17 protein-coding genes are annotated in these 23,608 nt (G+C 57.4%); 13 read left to right on the forward strand and 4 right to left on the reverse strand.

Annotated features, from left to right (window positions below; genetic code table 11):
- Positions 1-28: 28 nt before the first annotated feature.
- The 10 genes from AC6I1V_RS13990 to AC6I1V_RS14035 are packed head-to-tail and all read left to right on the forward strand — an operon-like array spanning position 29 to position 14,818.
- Positions 29-385, forward strand: coding sequence for a phage tail assembly chaperone (locus tag AC6I1V_RS13990; protein WP_479858762.1), 357 nt, complete (start codon positions 29-31; stop codon positions 383-385).
- Positions 382-3,897 carry a phage tail tape measure protein gene (locus tag AC6I1V_RS13995; protein WP_497737088.1) on the forward strand — a complete coding sequence of 1,172 codons (3,516 nt, stop codon included), beginning with the start codon at positions 382-384 and terminating at the stop codon, positions 3,895-3,897. The genes AC6I1V_RS13990 and AC6I1V_RS13995 overlap by 4 nt, the downstream gene beginning before the upstream one ends.
- Before the next feature lies 1 nt (position 3,898).
- Entirely contained in the window at positions 3,899-4,288 is a 390-nt protein-coding gene (locus tag AC6I1V_RS14000) for a hypothetical protein (protein ID WP_497737089.1), read from the forward strand.
- On the forward strand, positions 4,285-4,827 hold the full coding sequence (locus tag AC6I1V_RS14005) for a hypothetical protein (protein ID WP_497737090.1): 543 nt from the start codon (positions 4,285-4,287) through the stop codon (positions 4,825-4,827). Before AC6I1V_RS14000 ends, AC6I1V_RS14005 begins: the two co-directional genes overlap by 4 nt.
- On the forward strand, positions 4,827-11,210 hold the full coding sequence (locus tag AC6I1V_RS14010; protein WP_497737091.1) for an NlpC/P60 family protein: 6,384 nt from the start codon (positions 4,827-4,829) through the stop codon (positions 11,208-11,210). Before AC6I1V_RS14005 ends, AC6I1V_RS14010 begins: the two co-directional genes overlap by 1 nt.
- 8 nt (positions 11,211-11,218) lie before the next feature.
- Entirely contained in the window at positions 11,219-13,573 is a 2,355-nt protein-coding gene (locus AC6I1V_RS14015; RefSeq protein WP_497737092.1) for a hypothetical protein, read from the forward strand.
- Between the two features lie 9 nt (positions 13,574-13,582).
- Positions 13,583-14,011: a hypothetical protein gene (locus AC6I1V_RS14020; protein ID WP_497737093.1), complete on the forward strand. Its 429-nt coding sequence runs from the start codon at positions 13,583-13,585 to the stop codon at positions 14,009-14,011.
- Positions 14,012-14,021: 10 nt separating this feature from the next.
- A complete protein-coding gene (locus AC6I1V_RS14025) occupies positions 14,022-14,273 on the forward strand; it encodes a hypothetical protein (protein WP_337431020.1) in 252 nt (83 codons plus the stop codon).
- A gap of 2 nt (positions 14,274-14,275) precedes the next feature.
- Positions 14,276-14,506, forward strand: a complete 231-nt coding sequence (locus AC6I1V_RS14030; RefSeq protein WP_337431019.1) for a pseudouridine synthase — start codon at positions 14,276-14,278, stop codon at positions 14,504-14,506.
- Positions 14,507-14,509: 3 nt separating this feature from the next.
- Positions 14,510-14,818, forward strand: coding sequence for a hypothetical protein (locus tag AC6I1V_RS14035; protein ID WP_486854889.1), 309 nt, complete (start codon positions 14,510-14,512; stop codon positions 14,816-14,818).
- Between the two features lie 329 nt (positions 14,819-15,147).
- Here the strand turns inward: AC6I1V_RS14035 and AC6I1V_RS14040 are convergent, their stop codons facing one another.
- Together AC6I1V_RS14040 and AC6I1V_RS14045 are read right to left on the reverse strand one after the other, a co-directional pair.
- The gene (locus AC6I1V_RS14040) at positions 15,148-16,524 is read right to left on the reverse strand and encodes a PFL family protein (RefSeq protein ID WP_302552403.1); all 1,377 of its coding nucleotides are present in this window, start codon (positions 16,522-16,524) and stop codon (positions 15,148-15,150) included.
- Between the two features lie 114 nt (positions 16,525-16,638).
- Positions 16,639-17,199, reverse strand: a complete 561-nt coding sequence (locus AC6I1V_RS14045; protein WP_302552402.1) for a glycine cleavage system transcriptional repressor — start codon at positions 17,197-17,199, stop codon at positions 16,639-16,641.
- A gap of 284 nt (positions 17,200-17,483) precedes the next feature.
- On the opposite strand from AC6I1V_RS14045, the gene AC6I1V_RS14050 reads away from it, so the two are divergent.
- The 3 genes from AC6I1V_RS14050 (at position 17,484) to folD (ending at position 20,992) form a co-directional block, all read left to right on the forward strand.
- A complete protein-coding gene (locus AC6I1V_RS14050) occupies positions 17,484-19,259 on the forward strand; it encodes a formate--tetrahydrofolate ligase (protein ID WP_302552401.1) in 1,776 nt (591 codons plus the stop codon).
- 269 nt (positions 19,260-19,528) lie between these two features.
- Positions 19,529-20,068: a spermidine N1-acetyltransferase gene (gene speG, locus AC6I1V_RS14055; RefSeq protein WP_302552400.1), complete on the forward strand. Its 540-nt coding sequence runs from the start codon at positions 19,529-19,531 to the stop codon at positions 20,066-20,068.
- Between the two features lie 33 nt (positions 20,069-20,101).
- Positions 20,102-20,992 (forward strand): bifunctional methylenetetrahydrofolate dehydrogenase/methenyltetrahydrofolate cyclohydrolase FolD, encoded by an 891-nt coding sequence (gene folD / locus AC6I1V_RS14060; RefSeq protein WP_302552399.1) that lies wholly within the window; start codon positions 20,102-20,104, stop codon positions 20,990-20,992.
- 308 nt (positions 20,993-21,300) lie between these two features.
- On the opposite strand, the gene AC6I1V_RS14065 is transcribed toward folD, so the two are convergent.
- Together AC6I1V_RS14065 and miaB are read right to left on the reverse strand one after the other, a co-directional pair.
- Positions 21,301-21,984 (reverse strand): histidinol phosphate phosphatase domain-containing protein, encoded by a 684-nt coding sequence (locus AC6I1V_RS14065; protein ID WP_486855037.1) that lies wholly within the window; start codon positions 21,982-21,984, stop codon positions 21,301-21,303.
- A 181-nt stretch (positions 21,985-22,165) separates the two neighbouring features.
- A complete protein-coding gene (gene miaB / locus AC6I1V_RS14070; protein ID WP_486855036.1) occupies positions 22,166-23,527 on the reverse strand; it encodes a tRNA (N6-isopentenyl adenosine(37)-C2)-methylthiotransferase MiaB in 1,362 nt (453 codons plus the stop codon).
- Between the last annotated feature and the right edge of the window lie 81 nt (positions 23,528-23,608).

Raw genomic sequence — 23,608 nt, forward strand, 5'->3', positions numbered from 1 at the left:
AGCCGTCCGCGTCTGGGTATCCCGGAGCATGCCCGAAGCGGACGGCACAACGCAGCGCGATCATATCCTTGAGGCATGCAGGCAGACGGGGAAGACGCCGGAAGAGCTCGGCTGCCCCGAAATCTCCCTTGAAGACGAGGAAATACCTATTCCCGACGAGGGGCTGTACCTCTGGTTCTTTTTTCAGGAGCTTTGCGGCGGACGCGGCAACAACGGTTTCGGCCCCATGCCGTTGTCATGGCCGGACATTGAAGCATGGGCACGGCTCACGTCCACCCCCCTCTCTCCATATGAAGTTTTGACGATCCGCAGCATGGATGCGGCCTTTCTGTCCGCCTATGCCAAAGAAACGGAAAGACGCGACAAAAGCAAGGGAAAGCGATGACAGGCAGTACAACGACGGTAGGAATTGAAGTCCGCGCGGACGGTACGCAGGAAGCGGCCCGCGACCTTGCCGCCGTCGACGCTTCCCTCCAGAAGATCCGGACGGGGCTCGGCGGGACGGTACAGCCCGCCGGGGCCGCCGCGCAGGGGCTTGCCGATGTCGGCGCTTCGGCAAAAAAAGCCGCCGAACACCTTGGCTCCGTTTCAAAGTTCGCCAGTACTGCCAAATTCGACAAACTTGTGTCTGATCTTGGCGCAATGGGCGTCAAGCTGAACACCTCAAGTCTGCACGCGCAAAAGCTGGCAAAGGCCATGCAGCAGGTGGAACGTGAGCGGGCTTTTCAGCAGCTTGCCGCCGATGCCAATCTTTCCACGCTTCAGCTTGCCAAATTCCGCGCCGAGCTTGGCGACACGCGCGGCGCACTGGCGACGCTGTCAAACGGCCTTGGCCTCTCGAAAGCCGCCATGCCCGCCTTTGCCGCCGCCGTCGCTTTCGGCGGGCAGGCGTGCCTTGAGGCCGCGCTGCAAGCCGATCGCATTTCAAAAGCCTATACCACAATCACCGGCTCGTCGTCCGCAGCACAGGCACAACTTTCCTATCTTTACGATGTGAGCAACCGGTTGGGGTTGCAGTTCCAGTCCACGGCGGAATCGGCAAAGACATTTTTCGCCGCCGGGAAAGGCACGTCCCTTGAAAAAGATCTGAACTCGATTTTTGAGGCCGTGGCGTCCGCCGGTGCCGCTCTTGCCTTGTCCCAAGACGATATGCAGGGTGCTTTTCTTGCTCTCGGCCAGATGATCAGCAAGGGTAAAGTGCAGGCCGAAGAATTGCGCGGGCAGCTTGGCGAACGTCTCCCCGGCGCGTTCCAGCTCGCGGCGAAGGCTATGGGCATGACCACGGCGGAGCTCGACAAGTTCATGGCCGACGGCAAATTGACGGCTGAGGACTTGCTCCCGAAACTTGCCAAGGTCATGCGGGAGGACTTTGGGGCCGCCGCAGAAGCCGCATCGCAGGGGGTACAAGGGGCGATCAACCGTCTTTCGACAGAATGGATGTTGTTCAAATCGTCCCTCGTCGACTCCGATGTCGCTGTGGTCGGAATCAACGCCGTGCGCGGCGCGGTCGGCGGATTGCGGGCGGCTTTTGGTGTGTTGGCAAAGTACAAGGACACTTTTAAAGCTCTGGCGGTTGGCACCAGCCTTGCCGGAATTGTTGCGCTCGCGCCCAAAGCAGCCGGTGCCATTATGGGGCTTGTCGCATCGTTCGAGGTTTTTCTGCCGTTGCTTGCGAATCCGTGGACGCTCACACTCGCGGCCATAGGAGCAGCCGCCGCAGGCCTCTACTATTACGCTGGACAGGTCGACGCCACCACACAGGCTCAGCGCGCCTTGAACGATGCTCAGGAACTTTCCGTTAGGATCAACAAAGAACTTGCAGACAGCACAAAGGATTCTACAGACAGCCTCGGCGCACGGGTCGAAGCCACCCAGAAGCAGCTTGAAGCGTTACAAGACGCCCGTCAGTCCATGCTTGACGGCATGTCGCCGGAAGGCGAATCCGCTTTTGCGGGCTGGAATTTTGCCAAACTTTCCACAAATAAGTTCGTAGACGCCATTGATCGCCTGAAAGCCGAAGTGTCAAGCACGGGAGACTTTAAGGGGTTTGAAGACGCCTTGAAAAATATTGAGCTTGAAGCACGGGCCGCCGGGAAAGATACCGACGAATTTAAGGACGCATTAAGTGACGCCCGCGCGATGGCAGCTCTGGGGATCAAGCTGGATATCTCCATTCAGGGGATGGAAGACCTTTTTAAAGTTCAGAATTGGCTCCGTACGTTTACGAAGACTTACGGCGTATCCCTTTCCGAAATTACACCCAGTGGTCAAAAAACGGATTGGAAAGAACAGCGGGATAGTGCAACACATGCCGCCATTCAAAAGTATGAGGATGCTTTCACAAAGACGGACCCCGGACGCCTCGAGACATTGCATGCACAAAAAAAAGAATATCAGGATCAGATTAGTAAACTCGGCTCGTTGCTTCTCACCGACGAGCAACGCAATCGACAGGGCCAGATACTGAATGCCCTGCTCGCAGATACCGACTCAAAGATTAAGGGTATTCTCGATAAGGGAAAAAAGAAGGACAACGGCTTCGGACAGGCTCAGTACTATATTGAGAACATTCGTGCTGAAATCTCCAAGCTCAATGGTGAACTGGCGCAGTCGTGGCAACAAAAGCTCGACATCAAACTGGACGACATCGCCAAGAAGGGGAAGGACGCGGGGCTGTCCCTTTCCGAGTTGACCGCCATTACCGAGGAATATGAAGCCGCAGCGGATGCCAAGCGGGTTCGTGACCTTGCCGACGCCTTTGCGGAGCTGGATCTCAAGATCGCGCAAGCTATCGGAGACACCCGGAGGGTCAAGGAGCTCGGCATATCCAAGCAAGTTGAAGAAGAACGCCGAAAGCTGGAATCCCTTGCCAAAACGCCGGAAGAAAAGGCGTCAATCTCCGAAAAACTGACTGTTTACAAGGCCTCCCTCGAAACCGAGGTGAAGGTGGAAAATTTGCAGGTGGCCGCCGATTTTTACGAGAAACTTGCGGCTCTTTCCGGCAATTACACGCAATCCGCCGAGTATCAGAATCAGGTGCTTGAGGCTCAGGCGGAAATCTATCGCCGTTCCCTTGGCCCTGAACACCAACAGTTTGTGGATGAATGGGAAAAACTCTCACGCCTCCAGTCCGGCCGCGACGGTTGGGCCGGGGCCTATCGTGCAACGCAGCAATACTTCTCAGAGGCTACTAACCTCGCGCAAGGGTTTGAGAATGTTACGACAAACGCCTTTTCCGGCATGGAAGACGCGATAGTTAACTTTGCCATGACCGGGAAAGCCTCTTTTTCTGATTTTGCGAACTCTGTTATTTCCGATCTGATGCGAATCGCAGTCAGATCAAGCATCACCGGGCCATTGGCTGGTGCATTGGGGAGTGGCCTGACTAGCTTGTTCGACCTTGGAGGTGGCACTGCCACAGCCTCAGTTACAGGGAATTCAATATCCAGTGGTTGGGCAAATGCTTTTGTGAATAGAAAATTCGCCACTGGCGGGGCTTTCTTCGGCGGAAACCTTTCATCATACCGGAACAGCATCGTTTCCAGCCCGACATTCTTTACCCATGATCGGCACATTTCCCGTTACGCCAAAGGTGCTGGCCTCATGGGCGAGGCCGGGCCAGAGGCAATCATGCCGCTTGTGCGGATGTCGGGCGGGGATTTGGGCGTAAGGGCTGATGTATCTTCCGGTTCCGTAGTGAACAATATCACCATCACGCCTCCCGCTGGCTATGAAGCGCAGGAAAGCAGGGCGCCGAACAACCAGGGCGGGGAAAACGTACAGATAACATTTATCCGCTCCGTAGTGTCCGGGGACATGAACACATACGGCTCACAGATCAACAGGGCCATGCGCTCGCAGGGAACCCGTATGCCGGTAATGCGCGGAGGAGGCTGATATGCCCAAACGTATGTGGCCGGAATCAGTAGACCGAGTCATACTTCGAGACGGTTATGGAGAAAGCACCGGTTCGCGCCTCGTGCGCAGCCAGCCCACGACAGGGCCTGCCCTGGCAAGGCGCAAGGCGGGCAAAAGGCCGGACAGCATTTCGGCAACGCTGCTCTTCCGCAGCTATGAAAAGTATCTGGCTTTCCGCGACTGGTTTGAGGATGTGGAAAACGGCCTTGCCGGGGGGATCTATACCGTAGACTTTCGCCACCCGATTTCGGGCCGGAGTCTCACGGTCCGTTTTGTCCCCATAAGTGATGACACGGTATTTACCGCATCGTTGCATGGGAATGCGGCAAACGCATGGGCGTTGCCGGTAACTTTGGAGGTCATGCCATGAGCCGTTCCACTCGCATGAGTGCCGCCGCCGTCAAGAGCGCCTTGGAGCGGGAGGCGACACTCGACTTCGTTCAGCTTCTTGAAATCACCTTCACGGGGGAGGAGGCGCAGTATTTCTGCAATCAGGCTGTGGAACACAAGCTGGATGAAGAGGGCTTTGAGGAAGAGGACGACTATGGTGTGCCTGTGATGGGTCTGTATCACAAGGGACAGTTCTACTACTTCCTTCCGTTCGGGCTGCCCGGCCTTACGCAAGAGGACGGCAAAGCTCCCGAATCGTCGCTGACGATCGAAGGGATGACGGCGACGCTCATTCCTTATATCCGATCCATGCGGGGGACGGGGACGGCCAGCCTTATCGAAATACACATGTCGGATCCAGATGTAGAGCAGGGACGCATTGACGGACTGAAACTCGGCGATTTTTCTGGGGATCAGGACAACGACACTCTTTCCGCATCGTTGAATGTTGGAATGCTCACCGATGTTGCCTATCCCTGCGATTCCTTCACCCCAGACCGTTATCCGGGGATGTTCTGATGGATGCGTGGTGGAATCGGTATGTGGGGATCCCTTTCGCCCCCGGCGGCAACGGTGTTTCCGGCTGCGACTGCTGGGGATTGGTGCGCCTTGTCTATCGGCGGGAATTTCGGATCGAGCTCCCCGGCGTGACCCTTGATGTTGAAAAAGGGAGCGTCACTGATGCGGCCTTCGTTTCACCCATGCTCGATCTTGTCCGTGACGCTTTTTGGGAGCGGGTTTCCGTACCTTCGCCTGGGGATGTGGCTGTATTTCGCGTGCGCGGATACGACAGCCATGTGGGGCTCGTGACCGTACCGGGATATATGCTTCATGTCCGGGAAGGCAAAGACGCAGTAATCGAAGCCTACGATCGGCGGTTTTGGAAAAATGCCTTCCGGGGCGTCTACCGCTACAGGGGGCATGAGGCCGTGCGCGGTCTCGCCAATCCTGAGAGGGTGACGCTCGTGGGGAAGCCTTCCGTGTTTGCGCCCCGCGTGACGCTAACTGTTCCTCCAGGCTCCACATTGGCCGACATTGTGTCGGCTATCTGCGATGAAGCGGAGATCCCGGAACCCATGCGCAGGGCGGGAACGGCCTTCCTCAATTATGACGAAGTTCCTTTTGCAGACTGGGGGAACTGTATCCCTCATGCCGGAGACGTAGTCTTTTTTCGGATGTTTCCCAGTGGGAGCAAGACATTCAAATTTATTGCTGGACTGGCTCTTGTCTTAACCGCCGTGGCCATTACGGTCTATACTGGGGGGACTGCCGGTGCCGCCCTTTCGGGCGCGGTCAAATTCGGTCTCGGCTCTCTTTCGTTGGGGCTGAATATGGCGGGGATGTTTCTCATCAATTCCAGCATGCAGAAATCCATGCCGTCAATAGACAATGTGAGCCTGCAACAAAGCCAGTTCCTGAACGGCGGTTCCAATGCGCTTCCTACATACAAAGTGATTCCCCAGGTGCTGGGCATAGGCCGCATGACGCTCTACTATTTGGCTACGCCTTACACTGAGCGGGCCGACCAGTATACCAACTATTTGCGGGCAGCCTACACGGCGGGATACGGCCCAGTAGAGATATCGGACGTGCGCAACGGTGATACTCCCATCGGGAAATACCGGGAGATGGAGTATAAGGTCTATCGAGGCAAAGGCGGCGATCAGACGCCCAGCCTGTTTACCCGCGACGCGTGGGAAGATTCTCCGCAGATTACCCTAAAAAAAGGTGAACACAACTACCGCCAGACTGGCGATAATGTGGATCAAATACAGATTGTTCTCTATTACCCTGAAGGATTGTGGTACAGGACCAGCGCAGGAAAGATTCGGGATACTGAATCAAGCGGGGTCATCCGCTGGCGTGCATTGCCGGACGGTTCATGGAATGAGCTGCAAAAACATATTGCGCCGCGTTCTTTTACCCTTCCTTCATGTTCCCCGACTCTGGACGCCGAGCTTGTGTATGACGAAGACGGTTCTCTGAGTGAAGACGACTTTTGGTTGAACACTTACGGCGTACCTAAAAAACTTGTGTCGGAAGAAGTCACGATCGAACTTTATCGCTGGTATACGTTCGCGTTCAGTACAGAAACCGGCACAATCGTCATGCATCAGGGGACGGCGACGGACACTAAGGATGCCGAGCCTTCGCCACGCCTGCTGGAACTTATGACCCAAAGCAAACAGCTTTGGAATTCCTCCAGCTATATCGGTCGGCTTGCCCCGATCGGAGACAACGAAGAACTGCTGGCCTATGTCTGTGTAAAAGGCGACGCCATTGTGGACGTGCAGGACAAGCGGGACTCGACGAGTGTGGAAGGGTGCGCTCTTACCACCAACGGTATGACCGTTTCCTTTGCTGCCGGGAGCAGGCTCAACGCCGGCTCTTCAAGCTGGTACTTCGCTCATGGAAATCAGACCAGGGCCTTCACAAAAATTTATACATTCGACGTACCGCGCGGACGATATGAGATCGACGTACGCCTGACCAGTGCCGATGATGAAGTCAAATCATCATGGAAAGGATCCGCAGGGCTGCGCGTATTATGGCAGACGCTGCGAACATTCACCTGGGGGACGCCATTCACCCCAAGAAAGCCGCTGGCGTGGCTGGAGATGCGCGTCAAAGCATCCGACCAGCTTAACGGCACATTGGATCTCATTAACGCAGCGGTGAAATCCCTTGTCCCAGACTACGATTACAAGACCAAAAAATGGGTCACCCGCGTGAGCAGCAACCCCGCCAGCCTGTTCCGGTATGTCCTTCAGGGGCCAGCCATGTCTGAAGCATATCGGGTTCCGGATTCCAGGCTTGATTTGGTGACGCTTGAACGCTGGCACAACTATTGCCGTACTCAGGGGTTTACCTACTTCAAAGTCGTGGGCGGCGATGAAGGCATGAGCGTTTACGATCTTCTGGTAGAGATTGCGGCCGCAGGCCGTGCAAAACCTCTGCTGCGCGTCGACTCCGGGGGCATGTGGACTGTCCTTATAGACGAACCGAAGACGCAGGTGACGCAGTTGTTCACCGAACACAACTCTTGGGGCTGGAACTGGACGAAAAGCGCCGTGGAGCCGCCGCATGCCGTGCGGGCCACGTTCGTGGATAAAACCAAGGGGTATGAACAAAATACCGTCACCGTGTACGCCGACGGCTACAGTTCGGCCAATGCCACAAAATATGAAAATTGGGGCATGGAATACTTCGAGGGCGTTACCGAGGTAGAAAACATACAGCGTATCGTGCGTCGCGCCATCGCCTACTCCATTCTGCGCAGCGAGCATCTTTCCTTCTATGTGGCACAGGAACATCTGGTTTCTGAACTGGGCGATCTCGTCATGTGCGAAAACTCCTTCGTCCAGTGGGGGCTTGGCTCTGGCTGGATTGAAGAAGTCCTTATGGAGGGCGACGCATGTGTCGGCTTGAAGCTGTCTGCCGATGTGAGCCTATACCCTGATACGGAGTATGGGATCCGTGTCCGCCGGGCTAATGCCCGTGGCACATCAGTCCGTTTTGATATTGCTGGTGTGGATACGGCAACGCAGACTCGTGAAGTCCGTTTTGCTGCCGCAGTGAGTGAGAATATCCCCGCAGAAGGGGATCTGTATCAGTTCGGTTATCGCCAGAGGGAAAGCCATCAGTGCATCATTGAAGCCATTAAGCCGGAAGCGGATGGAATAGCCCAAATCACGGTATGCGATTATGCCCCGGAGCTTTTGGATATTGATGATACGCCACTGCCTCCGTACCAGTCCGACATATCCACGCCCCAACCGCTGCCGAGTTCCTATATCGGCCATGCGCCCGTTTTTGCTTTGGCTTACTCCGATGAGCGCGCCATTGTGGTGAATCCTGACGGAAGCCTCTTGTACCGTATCGCCGTTCAGTGGAAGAACCCTGCCGGGCTGGAACGCCATGCCACTATGGTGCAACTCCGTTATGCACAAATTTCGGGAAATGGGGATCGCGGTTCATGGATGTTGGGCGAACCCGTCGCCCTGGCGGTGGGAACCGCCTATTGCACCCCTGTGGAAGAGGGAGGGCGTTATCGCATAGAGGCCCGCTATACGAGCGATTCTGGAGTAGTTGGCCCATGGGAACTGATGCAGGGCGCTCATGAGGTTGTAGGCCGTACCCTTGAGCCGCCGGACGTGGAAAACCTCACTGTCCGGCTCAACGATCCCCTTGGCATAACGCTTGCCTGGGACGATGTTGATGCGCCGGATCTTTCCCACTATGAGATAACCGGTTCCATTTCCGGAAGGTCTGCGGCCCCGGAAGTGACGCTTCCGGCATGGAACATTACGGGCGAGCTTTCCTTTGCCGTTGTGGCCGTGGACAGCATGGGGCTGAAAAGTGAGACCCCAGCCACCGCGTCCATTGCGGTACAGGCTCCTGCGGCGCCTGTATTCCAGTCCGTCAGACTGCTCGATGAGGGCGTTGTTGCGGTATGGAAAAATGCAAAGACCTCATGGAGCATTGAACGATATGTGCTCTCCCTGGGCGATCTTGCCGTCTCCGTCCGCTCGCTCTCGGCGGTATTGAACGCTCCGTCTCCTTTCATGATCGGCCAAAGCTGCACGATCATGGCGCAGGACGTGTTCGGCAACGTGGGAGAAACGAGCGATCCGTTCACCGTGGACGTGTTTCCGCCGAAGACCCCGTCTGTGAAGCTGGGATTCAACAAACTGACTGGCGCTGTAACGGTAGACTGGCAGGACTGCCGGAACGACGTGCAGAACGCTCCGGCCATTGCCTGCTATCAGATAAACGGCACCCTGGCCAACCAGCAGAGCACTGATGGACTTGTGACCGTTCAGGGCACCCATTACGAGGCCGTGGTGCCGCTGACGGCATATGAGTACGGCAGCAGAGAGGATGAAGACGGAACGCTGATCAATGTGGGTACGCTGAGCGTAACGGTGACGGCGGTGGACAAGTACGGCATCACGAACCGCGATGCAGAAGACTACCGGGACAACACGGTGCAGTTTGCCGTCTGGCCGCCGTACAACCCCACAAACATGGCCATCGCCTCCAGTGAAGAAGGCGACAGCATCATCCTGACATGGAAGGACTGCACGCGTATCTTTGCCATAGACTACTACATCGTTACGGACTCAATGACCGGCCGGACGTACAAGGTTTCGACGAACTACGTCGTGCTGCCGCCGCGCAAGGAAGGCTCATACCCCGTCACCGTGCAGGCATACGATGTCATCGGCCACAGCTCAGCCGCCATGACGTACAACATGACCGTAGCAGGCGTGGGCGGCATGACGGTGACGGCAAAGGTGGACGGAAGCGACATACTCGTCGAGTGGTCGATCCCGGAATCGGCGTTTGTCGTCGATCACTACATCATCAAGAGCGACAACGACGTCATCCCCGACGAGGACAATATCGACTTTGAAGACGGCGATCTTGTGGGTACGGCCAAGGTAAACTACCTCCGGGTGCCTGCCGGAGCGGCAGGAACGTATGTCTTTTACGTCTGGGCCGTAGATGTAGCCGGGAATATCAGCACCGATTACGCCTCTTATGCCGCCGTGAGCGTGGAAGAGCCCTTGCCGCCCACGGTAAACTCCGTCCTGGAAGGCGACGGGCTGCGGCTCAGCTGGGAAGTGAAAAACGGGCCGGGCTGCCTGCCTGTAGCCACCTGGGATGTTATTCGCCAATGGGAAGATGCCGAAGGCCAGACGCAGGAAGAGGATTATGGCCGACTGGATGTGACCAGTGTAGCCGTGCCCGCCGTTACTGCGGGCGACCATACCTTCCTTGTTCGCGCTATCGACAGCGGCGGGAACGTCGGCCCGTGGGGATACGTGGATTTTACGGCGCAGGCGCCGGGGCGCGTCACCTTCACACAGCCCACGGTCATCGACAACAACGTACAGCTTTACTGGACTCCGCCGAACCGTATTTTCTTCCCCATCAAAGAATATATCTTCAGCGAAATCGACGAAGACGGCTACGAAATGGAAATAGGCCGCGTGGACGCGCTTTTTGCCAGTGAGACGGAAAGCGAAAGCGGCATGTTTACTTACGGCATCACGCCGGTGGACACGGGCGGCAATACCGGACAGCGCACGACCATTACCTGCCGTGTGGCGCAGCCGCCGGATTTCGTCTTTTACGATAAGGTGGACAGCCTTTTCAACGGAACGAAAACCAATCTCGTGCTGGATGGACAGGGGCACATGCTGGGGCCTGTGCCCTCGGCGGAAACGTGGGAGGAGAATGCGGAGCGCGTCATTGAAGAAGCCTCTCTTTCCGCGACAACGGCCTCTCTTACGCATCAGCAGAAGGTAAACGCCGGCTTTAAAACGTGGCTTGAACCGCGAGCGGCCAAGGGCATGTATGTGGAAGCCATTGACCACGGCAGCCTGATCCCCAACTCGAATATAACGGTTACGCTCGGTTATGAGGTCTTGCGGGGGGCACCGGAAATTACATGCAAAATCGAAACGTCACAGGATAAAAAACAGTGGGAGATCGCTTCCGACAACGCCTTTTCAGTGTATGTCAGCCAGTTCCGCTATACCCGCATTACGCTGACCATCACGGGCGGCTATGTCCAGATCAATTCTCTGCTGGTGGACTTGAACGTCAAACAGATTACCGACGGCGGAAGAGTAGAATGCAAGGCAACCGAGAACGGTGAAGGGTTTGTGAGCGAAACTTCGACGCCCATGCTTACCGGCACATGGGTGGCGTTTACCCGCAGCTTTGTGGACGTTCAGTCTCTGCCCCAGCCCAACGTGGTCAACAATCAGGGGTACACGGCATTCACCGTGTTTGAGGACGTCATCAACCCGAAGGGGTTCCGTATTTTTGTCAAGGACAAGAACGGAACCCGCGTCACCGCCCAAGTGGACTGGATAGCTCTGGGCGTGTAGGAGGATATATGGCATCGTACAATAATCCACAGGCGGGCAATCCCATACTCGGCGATCTTTCGGCGATCAAGGCATTGCTGATATCCGCCGCAAAAATGGATCCGGCCACGGGGAATACGGACATCCCTTCCGGGGCCAAGAGACTGGTTTCCGTTTCCGGCGGCCATCAGCTCCAGTCGTTCAACGGCTCGAAGTGGGCTTCCATCGGCAAGCTCATGCACGACGCCGATACGTTGGACGGCAAGCACGCCAATACTGGAACGGTGAAAGATACCATTCCCATACGCAACAGCGCGGGCGCGCTCGCGGGGGACATCACGGGAAACGCCGCTTCGGCCACAAAGCTCAAGACGTCCAGAACCATCGACATCGGCGGTATCGCTTCCGCTACGGAAGCAGCCTTCGACGGATCCAAGGCTATCACCATTCCCATTAACTCCATCAATGTGGAAAATGAGGACGATACTGCCCTTGTCGGGCAGGTATCCAAGGCGCACGGCGGCACCGGCCGCACTGACGGCGCGGCAGCGGACGTAATTGTGTCTTCTCTGGCAGGATATGTGAAGGCTTCGGAATATGGGCAGATAGGTGACGCTGCAAACGCATCCGGCAAAGACCTAGACAGCCTGATCGTCAGCGGACATTATCTTTCCAATGCCGGAACTGTCGAAAACCATTATCCAAATAACTTTTCAGAGACGATTCGCGTCGATGTTCTCCGAAGAAATACATTGGTTATTCAGTATCTGTGGGCAACTTCTTCACATTGGCGGCGTGGCTCAAACAACTCAGGGGCAACCTGGACGGGATGGGAATGTCTTGGCGGCCTGTCTACAGGCGGAATAAGAATATATGTGTCCAAATCCGGCAGTGATTTAAATACAGGCCTGTCTTCAGAGTATCCGGTTTTAACCCTTTCCCGCGCCATGAGGATTGCGCATAATCTTTATGCCGTCACTCCGGCCAACAACGGCTCGTGGGTGATGTTCTGCGTGGGAGAGGGCGACTGGGGCAGCTTCTATTTCCAAAACGCACCGTACAAGCTGTACCTCAGACCATACGACGGTGCTGTTCCCTCCGAATACTCCGAATCTCTGCCGAAATTTACCGCCATTATGGCCACCAACAGCTATCTTCTTGTGCAGGGCGTACAAACCACTACCTGTATGGTTGAAGCAAACGGGACCTGTATTATCGACGGCTACTTCCGCTGTTATTCCATGGCCGCCACCACTCAAGGGTATCTGAGCATTAATCCATCCACCGTTGTGGATATTGTGGATTCAGAAAGTTCCCATACTTCGTGCCTGCGCGCCTATTACGGCGGCATAACCGTGGTGTGGGAAAATTCAAAAATCAATATTCTGGAAAACGTAGCCTATACAAGCGGATTTGTTCGGTGTGACAGTTGCAGTTATCTGTCGATATCAGGAAGCGCGAAAATAGCGCTTGCATCGAACGTGATGGTTTCCGCCAGAAAATACAGGCTTTCCTATCCTTGTAATATGGGAGGCATGACCAAGGCGAGACTCGACGACCTTCCGGGAAATCAGGCAGGCGCTATTGAGGTCGGTGTCGTCCTTAACGGGCTGCCGTGGGGAGGAGGAGACGCTCATACCTTTCTTGCGGCAGACAGCACTTGGAAGAAAGACAGCACCACCATCTATGCCCGCGACGTGGCCATGGGCGGGGATGCTGCTGACTTGGCGAGCGCACGAGGATTCTTTTATGATACCCGTGTCCCAAGAGCTTCTAGCGACGGCCCCGTTGCAGATTTCAATGATTATACCGTTCCGGGCAAGTACCATATCTCGTGGAGGGAAGGAACCCCATATTCCAATGAAGACGTTTCTGTCCCTGTCACGCTGAATCATCCAAGTGCATTGGACGGAGCTTCCGGTTTCTGCGACGCCATTATGGAGGTCGATTACATAAGTTCTGCAAGCTATGTATCTTCATACGCACGGTGCCAGCAAAAAATAACACTGACGAACAGTGGAACATATCACAACCGTATTTTTGTCCGCGTGCAGGCTGTGTCTTCCGGGTCTCCGTGGTATGAGTGGAGGGAAATCATATCTTCCTCGTCGCCGGAGTTCCCTGGCAACGCCGGTTCGGCTGCGAAACTGAAGACCGGAAGAACCATAGCCATAGCCGACGCTTCCGGGGCTCATACTGGCGCGGGTGTGGCATTCGACGGATCCAAGAACATTACATTGAAGTTACCTTCAACCCTGACAGTCAATATTTCAGGTTCTGCATCAAAGGCTGATAACGCAACAGAATGGAACGGTGCCGCAAAAACAGTCAGTACGGCCATGCCCAGTGGCGGTGCAGATGGAGACATCTGGTTCCGCTATTAGGAGGGCAGCATGAGCATACATACAAGAACAGGCGGAAACTGGAAGGCTGTCTCAGAAGTGCATGTGAAAGTAAGCGGCACCTGGAGGAAATGCAAAAATACTTACGTCAAGGTCGGGAGAGTCTGGAAACCTCTGCTGTCTCATCAGGAGTCTGTCGGTATCCCCGGCATCTTCAACACACGTACTGTTAATAATGTACAGGTCGGGTCTGAACTGACCATTGCAGGCACAGCTACCAACACCACTTGGGATTCCGGTGACTATTATGAATTTCAGATTACCGGAGCCACGCTGACTTCCGGTTCACTAAGGATAGGTCCTGATCCGGGGGACTACTTAATCATGTTACAGGCGACGGCAGCAACGGTTTCCGTTTATCTGACAGGTAACGGTATGAGCAGTCTCACCGGAACGATTACTTATTATTCTACTACATAAGGGGAAAAACATGGTTCAAAACGAGCTAAACCTGCAAAGCATGATAAACAACGAAAGCCGCGCACTCATAATGATGCAACAGGGAGCAGAGCTTGCACTTCAACTGCACAATGACATGGCGAAGGACTTCATAGCAATGCAGGAAGAAATTGAACGCCTTTCCATCCTTCTTGCTCGTGCGGAACAGACCGTCGCCGACTTGGAAAAGGAAAACCGCGAACTGAGAAAGGCGCCGATCAAGGATCCGGCTTACGAGGAATAGAAATGACCTATTTGGAAAAACTTTGGATAGCTTTCGACCAGCTTGTGAACACGGCTTTCGGAGGTTGGCCGGATGAGACGCTTTCTTCCCGCTGCTGGCGTCTGTATGCGGAAGACGGCATCACATGGCCGCGCCGTATTCTGAACACCCTGTACTTCTGGCAGAAAGACCATTGTAAAAGCGCATACATGAACGAACAGGCGGGCAAGCAACGCCCTGAATCCATGAGGTGAACTATGGAAGACACTCTTTCCGCAGGCCGTATCGATATCATTATCTTTCCAAACGGTGGTAAGGAAGTCATAGGCAGAATGCCCGCCTATCCGCCTGTGCCGGAAACGTTGTACATGTCGGAGGTGCGAAAATTTGTTGCAGACCATCAGAGCCTGCCCAAACCGACAAGATTTACCGGCTACTACACTGTCAAAGACGGAGCGCTGTCCATGACATGGTCAAACTATTCCGGGGAGATCGTTCAAAATGGCGAGGAACGCAAGGCGGAGGTGGAGGCAGCTACCACGACGGAAGAGGTTGAAGCCGCATGACCTACAGCAAGCGAATGCTGATCGCCGTCGATCAGTTCATCAATGCACTTCTCGGCGGCTGGCCGCAGGAGGGCGCCCCCGAAACAGACCGCAGGACGAACGTGTAGCGACGTGGGAACCGGCATTCACAACGCGAAAGCTGAAGGCATAAAAGAAGGCGGGGAACTTCCCCGCCTTTGTAATTTTATTGCAAAATCTGCAATTCGATTTTTGTCGAAGTTATCACGCCGCTGGAGGCGGGGTTATCGCGCCGCGCATCAGGATGGGGCTTGGGGAAGGGAGGGGGAACCTTTCTCCAGAAAGGTTCCCCCTCCCTTCCCCAATTCCCCTTAGTTCTTCAAGCTGTGGATCGGTGCTGGTATGCGCCCGCCGAGGCTGATGAAGGAGCTGGCGTCGCCGCCGGGCACGGGGATGATGTCGGCCTCGCCGAGCAGCCCGCCGAAGCAGGCCTTTTCGCCGACGCCCTTGCCGGGTACGGGGATGACGCGCACGGCGGTGGTCTTGGAGTTGATCATGCCGATAGCCATTTCGTCGGCGATGATGCCGGAAATGGTGGCGGCGGGCGTGTCGCCGGGGATGGCGATCATGTCGAGGCCGACGGAGCACACGCTGGTCATGGCTTCGAGCTTTTCGAGGGACAGCGCGCCGGAACGGGTGGCAGCCTCAATGCTGGAGTCCTCGGAAACCGGGATGAACGCGCCGGACAAGCCGCCCACATGGGAAGAGGCGAACGCGCCGCCCTTTTTGACGGCGTCGTTGAGCATGGCGAGCACGGCGGTGGTTCCGGGCGCGCCGATGGAGGACAGGCCCACGCTCTGGAAGATTTCGCCCACGGAGTCCCCCACGGCGGGCGTCGGGGCAAGGGACAGGTCCGCGACGCCGAAGGGCAGGTCGAGGCGCTGCGCCACTTCCTTGCCGATGATTTCGCCGACGCGCGTTACCTTATAGGCCGTGCGCTTGATGACTTCGGCTACCTCGCCGAGCGTGAATTCGCCGGGCTTGTGGTTTTCCATCGCGCGGTCGATGGCTTTCTTGACCACGCCGGGCCCGGAAACGCCCACGTTGATCACCACATCGGGCTCGCCCACGCCGAGGTACGCGCCCGCCATGAAAGGCACGTCCTGCGGGATGTTGGCGAACACCACCAGCTTGGCGCAGCCGAGGCCGTCACGGTCGCGGGTGGCTTCGGCGACGTCAAGGATGCGCTGGCCGAGCAGGGCCACGGCATCCATATTGATGCCGGATCGCGTCGAGGCCACGTTGATGGAGGAACAGATGCGATCCGTGGTGGCAAGGGCTTCCGGCAGCGCGTCGATAAGGTTGCGCTCGCCGGGCGTGATGCCTTTTTCCACCAGCGCGCCGAAGCCGCCGAGGAAGTCGACGCCCGCGTCCTTGGCGGACTCGTCGAGCACTTGGCAGGCCCGTACCATCTGATCGCGGGAGAAGGAAGCGCCCACCACCCCGATGGGGCTGACGCTGATGCGCTTGTTGACGACGGGGATGCCGAACTTGTCGCCCACCTCGTTGCAGGTGGCGACGAGTTTGGCGGCGTATTTGGCGATCTTGGCGCGCACCCGGTAGGCGAACACGTCGAAATCGTGGCTGGCGCAGTCGAAAAGGCTGATGCCGAGCGTCACGGTACGCACATCAAGGTGCTCGTTGCGCAGCATGTTCAGGGTGCTGAGGACTTCACGATCTGTAAGCATGGAAACTTCCTCCGGGAAGTTTGTTTTTGGCACGGATGGAGCCTCCCCGCCGCCTTGGGGGGAACCTGCGGGAAGGGGAGAGGTTGCCGTTGGCTTCGGGGCCCCGTATGGCCGCTAAACCGGCTGCACGCGGTGCAGGGCCTCGAAGATGTCGCGGTGCTGCATGCTGAGCTGGAGGCCCAGGGTGCGGGCTTTGTCCTTGAGGGTGCGGCGCAGGGCGTTGCGGTCGATTTCCATCGGCAGGGAGATCTCGAATACCAGCAAGGCGCGCTTTTCCTCCTCAGGCATGAGGGCCTTGAGGTTTTCGATGTTCACCTTCTGATCCGCAAAAATTTTGGAGAACGCGGCAATGATTTCAAAACGGTCTTCGCCGTCCACGGTCACGACGAAAGGTTCGCTCTCGGCGGAACCGGACGTATCGCCTTCCTCAAAATCGCGGATCGTGACCGAAAGGTGCATCCCGCGGGCTTCAATGGCTTTGGAAAGCTGGGTGTGGATGGTGCCGTTGTCCAGGCTTTCCTGTTTGTTGGCCACGAAAATGGCTGCAAACTGGTTCTTGAGGATAGTCTGGCTCACTTCTTCGATATTGCATTCAAGGGCCGAAAGGGTGCTGGACACGGCATAAACGACGCCGGGGCAATCCAGACCGATGACCGAAACAACGATTTTGCTCACAGATACCTCTCTCGGCAAGTCTTTGGCATTCCCCCAATAGGGCTCGGCGGCGGGGGAACCGGGCGGAAACATTCCGTCAGTCTCTTTTGCCAGCCCTTACCCGCTGTTAGCAAGCAAAAAGTTTGGCGGCGGCCGGCGGTTCCGCCCCGGCCCCTTTGGGGAAATATGGCGACCGTATAAAAATTCCGCTGGAAAATTTTCGGAAAAGGTTATATGGGGAGTCAATCTTGTCGATGCCGACAGACTTTTTTTGATTTTCTTATTAAAAGAAAAAGGAGGCACTCATGGTGCTCGATCCGAAAAAACATGCTGACTGGGAAATCGCTCAGGATGCCGAAACCGGTATGAAAACCGTGCAGCAGCTTGGTCGTGATATGGGCCTCCTTGATAAAGAGCTCCTGCCTTACGGCCATGTGATGGGCAAGGTCGATTACCGGGCCGTGCTTGAGCGCCTCGGCGACAAGCCCAACGGCAAATATATTGATGTGACCGCCATTACGCCCACGCCCCTCGGCGAAGGCAAATCCACGACCACCATCGGCCTCGTGCAGGGCCTCGGACGCCGCAACAAGCGCGCTTCCGCCGCCATCCGCCAGCCTTCGGGCGGCCCCACGATGGGCGTGAAGGGCTCGGCCGCGGGCGGCGGGCTTTCCCAGTGCATCCCTTTGACGCAATATTCCTTGGGCTTTACCGGCGACATCAACGCCGTGATGAACGCCCACAACCTCGCTATGGTGGCATTGACCTCCCGTATGCAGCATGAGCGGAATTATAACGATGAAAAGCTGCTCAAGCTGTCGGGGATGCCCCGCCTGAACATCGACCCCACCAATGTGAACATGGGCTGGGTCATGGATTTCTGCTGCCAGTCCCTGCGAAACATCATCATCGGCATGGACGGCACCAACGGGCGTTCCGACGGGTTCATGATGCGTTCCCGTTTCGACATCGCCGTGTCTTCCGAAGTCATGGCCATCCTCGCCATCGCCAAGGATTTGAAAGACCTCCGGCAGCGCATGGGCAAGATCATCGTGGCCTACGACCGTGACGGCAAGCCCGTGACCACCGCCGATCTCGAAGTGGACGGCGCGATGACCGCGTGGATGGTGGAAGCCATCAACCCGAACCTCATCCAGACCATCGAAGGCCAGCCCGTGTTCGTCCATGCCGGGCCGTTCGCCAACATCGCCATCGGGCAGAGTTCGGTCATTGCCGACCGCATCGGCCTCAAGCTGAATGAATACCATGTTACGGAGTCCGGTTTCGGCGCGGACATCGGGTATGAGAAATTCTGGAACCTCAAGTGCCACTACAGCGGCCTCACCCCGGACGCCGCCGTGGTCGTGGCGACCATCCGCGCGCTCAAGAGCCACGGCGGTGCGCCCGTGCCCGTGCCGGGGCGCCCGCTGCCTGAGGAATACCGCACCGAGAACGTGGGGTTCGTGGAGGCGGGCTGCTGCAACCTGCTGCACCATATCGAGACGGTGAAACGTTCCGGCGTGTCGCCCGTGGTGTGCATCAACGCTTTTGTGACCGACACCAAGGCGGAAATCGCCAAAGTCCGTGAGCTGTGCGAAGCGGCCGGGGCGCGCGTGGCCCTGTCCACGCACTGGGAACATGGCGGCGAAGGCGCGCTGGAGCTAGCTGATGCCGTCATGGACGCCTGCAACGACAAGGCCGAATTCAAGCCGCTGTACTCGTGGGACATGCCGTTCAAGGAACGTATCGAGCTGGTGGCCCGCGACGTGTACGGCGCGGACGGCGTGGACTTTTCCGCCGAAGCCTCCCGCAAGCTGGCCGACATCCAGAAGCGCGGCGACGCCAATGAGCTTGGCCTGTGCATGGTGAAGACGCACCTGTCCCTGTCCGACGATCCGGGCGTGAAGGGCGCTCCCAAGGGGTGGAGGCTGCGTATCCGCGACGTGCTCATCTTTGGCGGTGCGGGGTTTGTGGTGCCGGTTTCCGGCTCCATCACGCTCATGCCCGGAACGGGCTCCAATCCCTCTTTCCGCAGGGTCGACGTGGACGTCGAGACCGGCAGGGTGAAGGGCATTTTCTGATTTGAGCGACAGCGGGAGGGGCGTCATCTGGAAAGGCGCCCCTCCTTTTCTTTCCCTCCGTCTTTCAAAGCCTTTTCCTCTCAGATTCCTCTCGGATGGCGCGGCGCGCTGCGGATGGGGTTTCACTCATTTTTTTGTTGTGACCTGTCGGTACGCTTGCTTTTTCCCTTCCTGATTCTATATGAGAGGCATTCCGGGTGCCGCCGAAAGGGGCGGGCGCTGCGGAGTTCACTCATCTTTCACTCAGGAATTCATTTTCCGGGCAAATTATGGCCGTTGACCCAACAATCCGATTGCGCCCGCTGGAGCGGGAGGATCTGCCGTTTATCCATCAGCTGGACAACAATGCCAGTGTGATGCGCTACTGGTTTGAGGAGCCGTATGAGGCGTTTGTGGAACTGACGGATCTGTATGACAAGCACATCCACGATCAGAGCGAGCGCCGTTTCATCGTCGAGCACGATAAGGCCAAGGTCGGCCTGGTCGAGCTTGTCGAGATCGATTACATCCACCGCAGGGCCGAATTCCAGATCATCATTGCCCCCGCGCACCAAGGGCTCGGCTACGCGGCGAAGGCCGTCCTGCTTGTCATGGACTATGCGTTTACGGTGCTCAACCTCTATAAACTGTACCTTATCGTGGATACGGAAAACAAAAAGGCCATCCACGTTTATAAGAAGCTCGGATTCGAGGTGGAGGGGGAATTGAAGCACGAGTTCTTCAGTAATGGGGAATACCGCAACGCCCTGCGGATGTGTACGTTCCAGACCGAGTATCTCGCGAAAAAGAAGGAACAGGCCGCGCAATAGGGCCTGACGGACACTCTGACCCAAGGACAGCACATGGCGGACATCATCAGCGGCACGGAGATGAGGGCGGCGATTCTTGACGAACTGCGTCAGGAAGTTGAGGCCATTCGGGAAAAGCACGGCACGGTTCCGGGCCTTGTGACCATTTTGGTCGGGGAAAACCCGGCTTCGATCAGTTATGTGACCTTGAAGGTGAAGACCGCGCTGTCGCTCGGCTTTCATGAGGTTCAGGACAACCAGCCCGCGGACATCAGCGAAGAGGCGCTTCTCGCGCTGATCGGCAAGTACAACCGTGATCCGTCCATCCACGGCATCCTTGTCCAGCTTCCGCTCCCCAAGCATATCGACGAAAACAAGGTCATTTACGCCATCGATCCGGACAAGGACGTCGACGGGTTCCATCCCGTCAATCTGGGCCGTATGGTTATCGGCGGCGACGCGGTGCGTTTCCTGCCCTGCACGCCTGCGGGGATTCAGGAGATGCTGGTGCGCTCCGGCGTCGAGATGGCCGGGGCCGAAGTCGTGGTCGTTGGCCGTTCCAACATCGTCGGCAAGCCCATTTCCATTATGCTTGGTCAGAAGGGGCCCGGCGCCAACGCCACGGTAACGATGGTTCACACCCGCACCCAAGACTTGGCGGGGCATTGCCGCCGGGCCGACATCCTGATCGTTGCGGCCGGCGTTCCCGGTCTGGTGAAGCCGGACTGGATCAAGCCCGGCGCGACGGTCATCGACGTGGGCGTCAACCGGGTAGGCTTCAACGAGAAGACGGGCAAGCCCATTCTTTCCGGGGATGTGGATTTTGCCGAGGCCAGCAAGGTGGCCGGGAAGATTACCCCCGTGCCCGGCGGCGTGGGGCCCATGACCATCGCCATGCTCATGAAGAACACCGTCCGTTCCGCGTGGCATCATTTGGGGCGGTAGCGTTTGGGAGAAAGGCACGGGGGAGGGAGCTTTTTAAAAAAAGCTCCCTCCCCCGAACCCCCACCCGCAAAAACTTTGACTGGTGGGGAGGCGGCGCGGCGGAAGTTCCGTTGTGCCGTTTTTTGTCGGAAAGGTTCTCGCCTGAGCTTATCGCGGCCTGTGTTTTCCGGGAAAAAAGGGCAGCAGGGATTCGATAAAGTCGAAAGTCTTTGAAGAGAAAGGGGTGGGGTTTGGGGAGGGGGAGGAGGAACTTTCTTCAGAAAGTTCCTCCTCCCCTTCCCTAATATTTTTACATTAAAGCACCTGTTCTATAGGCGCAGCAGCTTCTGCACAAGTTTCCTTTCGGTCACATGGAGGCGCGAAAGCCCTTCGGCATCAAGGCCCGCACCGAGGGCGGCGGCCTTGCGCAGTGCCTGCGTGACGTCGGGGGATTCAAAGTCGGCTGAACCGGAAGCGTCGGAGTTAAGCAGCAGTTCGCAGCCGAAGCGTTCGGCCATGCGGACGATATGCCCATTGGCGAGGCAGTGCCGGGGGGCCGTGTTCAATTCCAGCAACACGCCTTTCTCGGCGGCGAGCTGGGCATCCTCCACCGTAATCAGGCCGGGATGGGCCAAAATATCCACGCCCGCATTGATGGCGGCGAGGTTCGTTCCCGTCTCCACCACATCGGCAAGCTGGCGTGGGATGCTTTCGCCGTGCGCAAGAACCAGTGCGGCACCTTGATCCCGCGCCTGTTCAACGGCATCAGGCAGGAGGGCGGGGGGGACATGCACCAGCTCCACCCCGGCGAAAGCTTCGATGCCCGCGTACAGGGAGCAGGTTTTCACCAGCGTTTTGAGCGAGGGAAGCAGAAGCGGCAGGGTCGAGGGATCGGCCCGGACGATCAGGCCGACGGCCCGGAACCCCGCGCATTTCGCCAGACGCATGGCTTCCGAGGGCAACAGCCCGTCCCGCCCGCCCGAACAGTTCACATGGATATGGAAGTCGAACATGGTGCTCCTTCCGCTTTAGGGGATTGCACTTTGAAGGGTATCCCTTGCCAAAGAAAGCCGGTTCCGAGAAACGCTGGGGCAATACATACGATACATTGGAAGGGGAGAGGCCGCACAGCCTGCTTGAGGGAAGGGAGGGAAAAGATTTCTGGGGAACATTTCCCTCCTTCCCTTCAAGGGGTTATCCTTTGGCTTTGCCTACCAAAGAATGTTTCTTTGCGGTTACAATGGCGACGGGCACGATGAGGCCGGGTTTGCCGGTTCCGGCAGGCAAGGAGACGTTGACGGCGTCGCCCCACGGGTCGCGCCCCTGCCAGCTTTCCCTGTCGGCGTCTTCGCCGTCCTGCTTGCGGCTGATCCCTTCGAGCAGGATATCCGTTTCACAGCCCACGCGGGCCTTGAGCCATTCAGCGGAAAGCTCCTCCTGCAAGGCCTGAAGGCGTTCGAGGCGGCGCAGCTTTTCGGCTGGCTCGACCTTGTCGGTGTGGCGGCTGGCGGCGGTTCCGGGGCGGTCGGAATAGCAGAAGGAGAAGCTCGACATGAAGTTGACCGCACGCACGGCGTCCAGCGTTTCTTGAAATTGCCCTTCCGTTTCGCCGGGAAAGCCGACGATGAGATCCGTGGACAGGGCGATGTCGGGGCGTGCGGCGCGGAGGCCTTCCACAAGCGCCATGTAGCGGGCCATGTCATACTTGCGGTTCATGCGGGCCAGCACGCGATCCGATCCGGCTTGGAGCGGCAAGTGCAGGCGCGGGCAGAGGTTCGGCACTTCCCCAAACATGGCGATGACCTCCGGGGAGAGATCTTTAGGATGCGGGGTCACGAAACGCAGCCGGGCAAGGCCGGGCAGCTCCGATACGCGGCGTAGAAGCTGCGCGAACGACGTGCCGCCGGAAGCGTGCTTATCGAGGCCGTAGGAGTTCACATTCTGGCCGAGCAGGGTGATTTCCTTCGCGCCGCTGTCGATGAGCGCCCGGCATTCGTCAAGGATGGCCCCGGCGTCGCGGGATTTCTGGCGGCCCCGCGTGAAGGGGACGATGCAGTAGGTACAGAAGTTGTCGCAGCCCTGCATGATGTTGACGAAGGCCGCCGGCGGGATCTCGCCTTCGCCTTGCGCGGGCAGGGCGGGATCGCGTTCCGGGTAGATTTCGGAAAAGTCGGTGAGGTTCAGGCGCAGGGAAGGATCGCGATACAGTCGTTCGATGGCTTCGGGAGCCGTGGCGAGGCCGTCGCCGCCCACGACCAGCCGCACTTGCGGGAAACGCCCGAAGAAGCCCGCGCCGATCTGCTGGGCCACGCATCCCGCGACCACGGCAAACGAGCCGGGCACGCGGCGGGTTTCATATTTGATGCGCCCAAGCGCGGCATAGACTTTTTGTTCCGGTTTGTCGCGCACCGAGCAGGTGTTGAGGATGACGATTTCCGCCTTTTCAAGGGGCGATTCGACGAAACCCCGGCGTTGCAGGGATCTGGCAAGCCAAAACGAGTCGTTGACGTTCATCTGGCAGCCAAACGTGATGATATGGAAAGTGCCTTGCGCCATCGGGAGATGCTCCATGTGTCGCGGTAAACGCGGGAATGTTGAGGGGTTCGGGAAGGAATAAGGCATCCCGGCATCCGGCGC

This window comes from Bilophila sp. T19-St14 (assembly GCF_059728385.1).